This window comes from Acinetobacter sp. AOR34_HL, assembly GCF_027854795.1.
GTDB classification, from domain to species: domain Bacteria; phylum Pseudomonadota; class Gammaproteobacteria; order Pseudomonadales; family Moraxellaceae; genus Acinetobacter; species Acinetobacter junii.
Genome location: NZ_JAKTID010000084.1, coordinates 44,799 through 51,582 on the forward strand (window position 1 = coordinate 44,799; position 6,784 = coordinate 51,582).

Here is a 6,784-nt window from a genome sequence, read left to right on the forward strand (position 1 = left end):
TCATGAGCAGAACCGTCACAGCCGTCCAAAATGACACGATTGACTCAATTTGCTGGCGATATTACGGACGTAGCTCTGGCGTGGTTGAAGTAGTACTTGAAGCAAATCCCAATCTGGCAGACGTCGGTGTTTTTCTGCCAATCGGTACATCCGTGATTCTTCCCGACATCGATACACCACAACAAACCAAACAAACAATACAACTGTGGGATTAATAATGCCAGAACCAACTACAACAGCAGCGGCAACAGCAGTCACTATCAGTGCAGCTTCATTACTCCCATTTGTAAACGGGAATGCATTGCTTGGTGCTGTCTTTGGAGCAGCTCTATTTGCAACAACCAAAAAAGACTTAAAACCTTTACAACGGCTTTCAACCATGATCATCGCGGTTGGTTTTGGGTACTTACTTGCGCCAGAAATTACAATGCGAACGCTCATTACCAATGATGCAACTGCGGGCATGATCGCATCAATTTTTTCATTACCTATTGTTTTAAAAATGATGGTTTGGGTAGATCAATCCAGCCTGTCTGATATCTGGAATAAATTTCGTGGAGGAGGAAAGTCATGATCGAAATTATGTTTCAACTGATTGCACTAATTGCATACATGATTTGTGGCATTCGTATCATCTGCTTTGATGCGGAAGGTCTACGTCATCGACATGGTTTTTCAATTCTGGCCACGATTTTGATCGCAGCGTTCATTGGCCAGTCGGTGCACATCTTATTCTTTAAAGATCCAGTCACTTTGTGGGATGCGATCTTCGCAGTACTTTTGGCTGTTCTGATTTATCGAGCAAAAGGTAATGTGGCCAAACTGATTTGGAGTACATCATGATCTTAAAATTTGGTTCAAAGGGTAATGATGTCATTACAATTCAGCAGCAGCTTAAAAAACTTGGTTTTAAAGGCGTAAAGGGTAAAGATCTCTCTATCGATGGTGATTTTGGTGCTTCTACTGAACACGCTGTCATTACATTTCAAAAGCAAAAAAATCTGGTCGCCGATGGCAAAGTCGGAGACAAGACAAGAGCAGCTCTACTTGAACAAAATATCTCGAAATTACTTAAAGATAGCGACTACACAGCAGCAGCTGCGCGCCTTAAAGTTTCGGAGCTTGCGATTCGTGTTTTTGGTGCAGTTGAAGGCAGGGGAGTGGGTTTTCTAAAAAATGGAAAGCCTAAAATTTTGTTTGAACGTCACCGTATGTATGCATATTTACGTTTGAAAAAGGGAGCTGCCTTTGCAAACAAAATGGCAGTTGAACGTCCAAATATTGTAAATAAAAAATCGGGTGGTTATCAGGGCAATGAGGCCGAATATGTCCGTTTAGAATTAGCAAAGCAGATCGATGTTGAATGTGCTTTGATGTCTGCAAGCTGGGGCCAGTTTCAAATTATGGGCGAAAACTGGAAAGAGCTAGGTTACACATCTGCACAAGATTTTGTTGATCAACAATTTGCTAGTGAATCTTTCCAGCTTGAAGCATTTATTCGATTTATCGAATGGAAAACAGGCATTATCGACGATAAAAAAGTCAAATTAATTGATGCGCTGCGAGCTGAAAATTGGGACGCAGTATTTACGCTTTATAACGGACCGAATTATAAAAAACTTGGTTATCAGGCAAAGTTCCAAAAAGAATGGGATCACTTGGAAACAATTTATGGCGGAGCCAAAGCAGCATGAAAAAACCACAGAGCCTTCGAACACATTTATTAAATGCGATACCAGAACTGCAGCGTGATCCTGAGCGTGTTCTTATTTTTGTTGACGAAGGCAATGTCCGCAGTACTTTAGCTAACGGCCTATCATTTGAATATGCATACACACTGACGATGATCTTAACTGATTACGCCGGTGATTTAGCTGCAGTCAGTATTCCGGTGCTCGATTGGATTCGAGAAAATCAATCTGAACTAATGGCCAATCTTGATCACGTCAAAAAAGGCATAAAATTTGAAGCAGAAATTTTAGCAAATGATAAAGTCGATCTAGCGATTCAACTGCCTTTAACTGAACGTGTCATTGTAAAACAGACGGATGCTGGTCTAAATGTCAGTTATCCAGAAGAGCCAAAATATCGTAAAGCTGAAGAATCCAAAGAAGTCACGCTCTATGATAAAGACGGTACCATCCTAGCATCGTGGATGTCACGTGAACCTGAAGAAGGGCGTTATCTGTAATGGCTGAACTCGAATATCTTTCTGAGCACCTCAATGCATTACTGGCATCGTTAAGCGATGCTGAAAAACGTAAATTTGCAATGATGATCGCTCGAAAGATTCGTGCAAGCCAAAGTCAACGCATTACACGTCAGCAGAACCTAGATGGTAGTTCATACACACCGCGAAAAAATTTACGTGCACGTAAAGGCAAAATAAAACAAAAAATGTTCATGAAGCTTAAAACGGCAAAATTCATGAAAATAGAAAAAATTCCAGATGGCGTGACTATTGGATTTGATCAACGAGTATCAAGACTTGCTCGTATTCACCAGGATGGATTAATCGATACATTAAAGTACAACGGCAGAACATTTAAAGTCAGATATGCACAGCGGATCTTGCTTGGATTTACAGATGCAGAAATAGAAATGTTCGAAAATGAAGTTTTTAATTTTATTGATAAAAAATAATAATCTGAGTTGTTATTCTGTTTTTTACAACTCCACCCGAATGCATTAAGCAAAAAGCTGCACCACGATTGCAGCATGAATGCAGATATCAATCGTCGCGTCGAAAATTTGATCCGTTTCGGACGAATCAAGACCGTAACTCCGTCTAAAACCTTTCATACAGTTACAGTCAATTTAGGTGACATCGTAACCAAGCAGTTACGTCTACTCAATTTGAGAGCAGGCAAAGATTCAACTCATGATCTACCAAGCATCAATGAAGAATGTATTGTTTTTAGCCCATGCGGAGTTTTAGAGCTGGGTATCGTTGTTGTAGGTCTAAATAATGAAGATTTCCCAACCCCGTCCCAAGATCCAGATATCAAATTACGCTTATTTGAAGACGGTGCCGTTATCAGCTACGACACCAAAAACCATAGCTTACAAGCGATTCTACCTGCAAATGCCACCGCAATTTTAACCGCACCTGGTGGTCTTACCGTGAATGCAAATACCACGATTAACGGCAAACTGTTTGTCAATGGCGACCAGACTAACGTTGGTAATGTCCAAATTGATGGAAGTACTGCCATGACAGGTAATAACACGGTAGGCGGTAGTCAACTGGTACAAGGATCTAGTCACTCTTCTGGTGATTTCAGTACCGAGGGTGACGTTAAAGCCGGTGATATCAGTCTGAAATTCCATAAAACCAAAGACGTCAAGTCGGGTTCAGACCTGTCAGGAGTGCCAACGCCATGATGTCACGCCAAAACGGTGTCTCTATTTCAGAGCTTGAAAGCATTCAACAATCAATTCAAGACATTGTCACAACTCCGCTCGGTTCTCGAATCATGCGTCGAGACTACGGTTCTATCATTCCAGATCTGATCGATCAGCCTATGAGTGATGTACTCAAAGTCAAGATTTTTAGCGCAATTTACACGCCAGTTACTCGCTGGGAAGAGCGTATCAGTATCGAAAGCATGAAAGTGAGCGATGTTTATTCTGGCGGACTGCAACTTGATTTAGAAGCAGTGCACACAATCACTGGCCAGTCTCTTAATTTAAATATTCCGCTGCAAATGGGATCTTCAATATGAGCGTCGACTTTTCACAACTTACCAAGCCCAGCATGGTTGAAGAAATTGACTTTGAATCGATTCTTGCTGAGCGAAAAGAAAAACTGATTAGCTTGTTTGACAGTACTGATCAGGATCAGATTCGTCAGACTTTACAGCGTGAAAGCGAACCACTGACAAAGTTTTTAGAAGAAAATGCCTATCGTGAAGTCATTCTACGTAACCGCATCAATAATGCAGCACTTTCAGTACTACTGGCTTTTGCTGAAAAGACCGATCTTGATGCCGTCGTTGCAAACTATGGTATTAAACGATTACTGATCAATGAAGCGACTGCAGACAGCGATGCGGTGTATGAAACCGACGATGCTTTACGTTATCGCGCATCGCTGGTTTTTGACTCGTTATCCGTTGCTGGGCCAACCTCAGCATATGAATACCATGCTTTAAGCTCCGATGGACGTGTTGCCGATGCAAAAGCATCTTCACCGGCACCTGCGGAAGCTTTAGTTACTATTCTTCAAAACAATACCGAAACAGGTGCAGCAACCGACGCACTTTTATCAATCGTACAAAGCTATTTAAATGATGATGTCCGTCGCCCCGTCGCAGATCGACTGACAGTTCAATCAGTCGATGTGATTCCTTTTGAACTAACCGCCACAATATTTACTAACAATTTACCCGAATCAGACTCTCTAATTTCAGCAGCCACCGCAGCAGTGAAAAAATATTTAGATGAAAGCCGACGTATTGGCCGGTCTATTTACCTTTCTAAAATTTACAACTTGCTGCATGTGTCAGGCGTTGTTCATGTTGTGATTTCAAGCCCTGCTGCAGATGTTGAGGTAAGCCACGTTCAAGTCGCGCACTGTACTAAGATTACTATTAATGCAGGAGAAGCTTGATGAATAAACTTCTCCCGCCTAACTCAACACTACTTGAACGCAATGTTTGTAGTGTGACCTCTGAAGCCACGGACTTAGACGTCAACATTCGTGCAATTACTACACTTAAAAACACCCCTAACGATTTTCTTCCACTCATTGCGTGGCAAAACAGTGTCGATCGCTGGAATCGGAACTGGTCAGACAAAGAAAAAATTGCCCAAATTCGTGCTTCTTTTCAGATTCACCAGAAGAAAGGCACGGTCGCAGCACTGAAAGAAATTACCAAAGCCTTTGGATATTCACTAACAGTGACCGAGTGGTGGCAAGAGCAGCCAACCAATACACCAGGAACATTTCAAATCACTATTGATACCGAAGGCAATGAACTCAGCGAATCAGGCTACAACACCCTGATTGCCTTATTGAATGATGCAAAACCTCTGACACGTGAACTCAAAGGCATTGAAGTTAATGTTGTCTCAGTGCGTGGTGATACCAATATCGCTTGTGCCATGTACGACGGTGAAGATGTCACCATCTATCCCAAACAAAACGAATTTACTCCTATTTGTTGTCCGATTTTTGTCTTCTTTGGACATGACGACACCACCATCTATCCGAGAGCTTAAACATGGCAGAACAAGTTTATTATTCAGTTTTCACAAAAAAAGGTCTGGAACTTCTAACTGAAGCGATTCGTAATGGCACCAAGCTTGGGATTACAAGCATGGCCTTTGGTGATGGCGGTGGTTCATTACCTGTTCCTAATGAAAATTTCACCTCAATGGTTCATGAAGTACATCGAACACAACTAAATAGTCTTGCGCCAGATCCAAATAATGCGAACTGGTTACGAGCTGAAGCTATTATTGCAAGTGCCGTAGGTGGTTTTAACATACGCGAGCTTGGCTTATATGCGGGTAATGTACTGGTTGCATATTCAAATTATCCAGCAACCTATAAACCAAATCCGAGTGATGGTACTGCCCGCATCATGACCTTTCGGATGGTTTTGCAAATTGATAATACTGCGAACTTTGATTTAGTGATTGATCCAGATGTCGTGCTTGCGACGATCCAATATGTCAATGACATTGCAATTGACTCGAAAATCAAAACCACCCGCGGACGGAATCAAGAAGAAAAAAATAATGATATTATCTCTATACAAGATGTCGGCGGTGATAAAGATAGCTTTGATCCAAGCGAACACGAAGCAATTGCAAAGCAAGAAGCAGCAGATGAACGAAAACCTTATTTGGGTTCAAGACAAACTGCTTTTCCGATGCAAACATTGAAAGTTTGGAATTATTGCGACGGATTTCTCGACCGTGGTGCGGTTGCATCAATTAGAAATGTAGCTGATTTTGATTCAAAAGAACCCCGCACTGAAGTTTTGGGTATAGACAACGCTGCAGGGCTAGGTAATTATTCTGACAGAGATGTTGTTGGTCTGTTTGTTCAAACAGATGGACAACCCGCTCTTTTCAAATCGAATAATACGATCTTTACATCAACTACATTAACGTGTAATGACCTATCCGCAGAAATCATTAAAAAAATCAAAAAAGATCAAATTATTGATGTAAGTGACAATGATATTGAATATTCAGGATTGATTAAATCTATTAATGGCAAGACCATCACCATTGATACTGCCTGGTTTAGAAAATTTGGAAATGGTGCAACAGGTACCCCAAGTAATGATTCAGAGGTCAAGTTTGTACCTAATACTAAGATTTGGGGACAAAATACCAATGTGACACTTGGCCCAGATGCTGATGCAAAAAGTTTTGCAGGTTTTGAACTCGGTTTATTCAATAATACTGGACGTGATGGTGCTGGATATGGCTATGACGTCTGGAGTGGAGGTACAAATCAAGTCAGTGCAGCATTTCAGGCGCGCGGGAAATATCAGACGGGATTATATCTTTACGACTCATGCAGTACTGGAACATATGTGAGCAATCCCGTTAATGTTGGCCATATCGTTGTTGGAGGCTCCTATGGTTTTATTTCGCATGATCAGAATGTCGGCTTCTTGAGTCGCGGTGCAGGCCAATATTCATTTGCTCATACGACGATTGATGGAACATTTATAACTGCAGTCAATAAAGCTGGGGCTTGGGAAGGTTTAAGGTATTCGTATAAATTCTTCAATAGTGCACAAACAATCGATCAGGAAGCTGT

Annotated in this window: 11 protein-coding genes; all 11 read left to right on the forward strand. The window is 41.4% G+C overall.

Annotated elements, in window-relative coordinates; genetic code table 11:
- Window positions 1-2 precede the first annotated feature (2 nt).
- Entirely contained in the window at window positions 3-215 is a 213-nt protein-coding gene (locus tag MKL32_RS14655; RefSeq protein ID WP_057050418.1) for a tail protein X, read from the forward strand.
- Between the two features lie 2 nt (window positions 216-217).
- Window positions 218-574, forward strand: coding sequence for a putative holin (locus MKL32_RS14660; RefSeq protein WP_057050417.1), 357 nt, complete (start codon window positions 218-220; stop codon window positions 572-574).
- Window positions 571-843, forward strand: a complete 273-nt coding sequence (locus MKL32_RS14665; RefSeq protein ID WP_057050416.1) for a phage holin family protein — start codon at window positions 571-573, stop codon at window positions 841-843. Before MKL32_RS14660 ends, MKL32_RS14665 begins: the two co-directional genes overlap by 4 nt.
- A complete protein-coding gene (locus MKL32_RS14670; RefSeq protein ID WP_057050415.1) occupies window positions 840-1,694 on the forward strand; it encodes an N-acetylmuramidase domain-containing protein in 855 nt (284 codons plus the stop codon). Before MKL32_RS14665 ends, MKL32_RS14670 begins: the two co-directional genes overlap by 4 nt.
- Window positions 1,691-2,191 carry a phage tail protein gene (locus MKL32_RS14675; protein WP_057050414.1) on the forward strand — a complete coding sequence of 167 codons (501 nt, stop codon included), beginning with the start codon at window positions 1,691-1,693 and terminating at the stop codon, window positions 2,189-2,191. Before MKL32_RS14670 ends, MKL32_RS14675 begins: the two co-directional genes overlap by 4 nt.
- Window positions 2,191-2,643 (forward strand): phage virion morphogenesis protein, encoded by a 453-nt coding sequence (locus tag MKL32_RS14680; protein WP_057050413.1) that lies wholly within the window; start codon window positions 2,191-2,193, stop codon window positions 2,641-2,643. The genes MKL32_RS14675 and MKL32_RS14680 overlap by 1 nt, the downstream gene beginning before the upstream one ends.
- Before the next feature lie 75 nt (window positions 2,644-2,718).
- Complete coding sequence (locus MKL32_RS14685) at window positions 2,719-3,384, forward strand: phage baseplate assembly protein V (protein ID WP_057050412.1); 666 nt, start codon at window positions 2,719-2,721, stop codon at window positions 3,382-3,384.
- Window positions 3,381-3,725, forward strand: a complete 345-nt coding sequence (locus MKL32_RS14690; RefSeq protein ID WP_057050411.1) for a GPW/gp25 family protein — start codon at window positions 3,381-3,383, stop codon at window positions 3,723-3,725. The genes MKL32_RS14685 and MKL32_RS14690 overlap by 4 nt, the downstream gene beginning before the upstream one ends.
- Window positions 3,722-4,612, forward strand: a complete 891-nt coding sequence (locus MKL32_RS14695) for a baseplate J/gp47 family protein (protein WP_057050410.1) — start codon at window positions 3,722-3,724, stop codon at window positions 4,610-4,612. The genes MKL32_RS14690 and MKL32_RS14695 overlap by 4 nt, the downstream gene beginning before the upstream one ends.
- Window positions 4,612-5,223, forward strand: a complete 612-nt coding sequence (locus MKL32_RS14700) for a phage tail protein I (protein ID WP_057050409.1) — start codon at window positions 4,612-4,614, stop codon at window positions 5,221-5,223. Before MKL32_RS14695 ends, MKL32_RS14700 begins: the two co-directional genes overlap by 1 nt.
- Window positions 5,224-5,225: 2 nt before the next feature.
- On the forward strand, window positions 5,226-6,784 hold a 1,559-nt coding region (locus MKL32_RS14705; protein WP_270900708.1), incomplete at its 3' end, for a phage tail protein.

Bases quoted from the DNA above. Each gene is read 5' to 3' on its own strand.
- MKL32_RS14665 (WP_057050416.1), top strand. From the start codon at position 571: ATGATCGAAATTATGTTTCAACTGATTGCACTAATTGCATACATGATT.
- MKL32_RS14660 (WP_057050417.1), top strand. From the start codon at position 218: ATGCCAGAACCAACTACAACAGCAGCGGCAACAGCAGTCACTATCAGT.
- MKL32_RS14675 (WP_057050414.1), top strand. From the start codon at position 1,691: ATGAAAAAACCACAGAGCCTTCGAACACATTTATTAAATGCGATACCA.
- MKL32_RS14670 (WP_057050415.1), top strand. From the start codon at position 840: ATGATCTTAAAATTTGGTTCAAAGGGTAATGATGTCATTACAATTCAG.
- MKL32_RS14680 (WP_057050413.1), top strand. From the start codon at position 2,191: ATGGCTGAACTCGAATATCTTTCTGAGCACCTCAATGCATTACTGGCA.
- MKL32_RS14700 (WP_057050409.1), top strand. From the start codon at position 4,612: ATGAATAAACTTCTCCCGCCTAACTCAACACTACTTGAACGCAATGTT.
- MKL32_RS14685 (WP_057050412.1), top strand. From the start codon at position 2,719: ATGAATGCAGATATCAATCGTCGCGTCGAAAATTTGATCCGTTTCGGA.
- MKL32_RS14695 (WP_057050410.1), top strand. From the start codon at position 3,722: ATGAGCGTCGACTTTTCACAACTTACCAAGCCCAGCATGGTTGAAGAA.
- MKL32_RS14655 (WP_057050418.1), top strand. From the start codon at position 3: ATGAGCAGAACCGTCACAGCCGTCCAAAATGACACGATTGACTCAATT.
- MKL32_RS14690 (WP_057050411.1), top strand. From the start codon at position 3,381: ATGATGTCACGCCAAAACGGTGTCTCTATTTCAGAGCTTGAAAGCATT.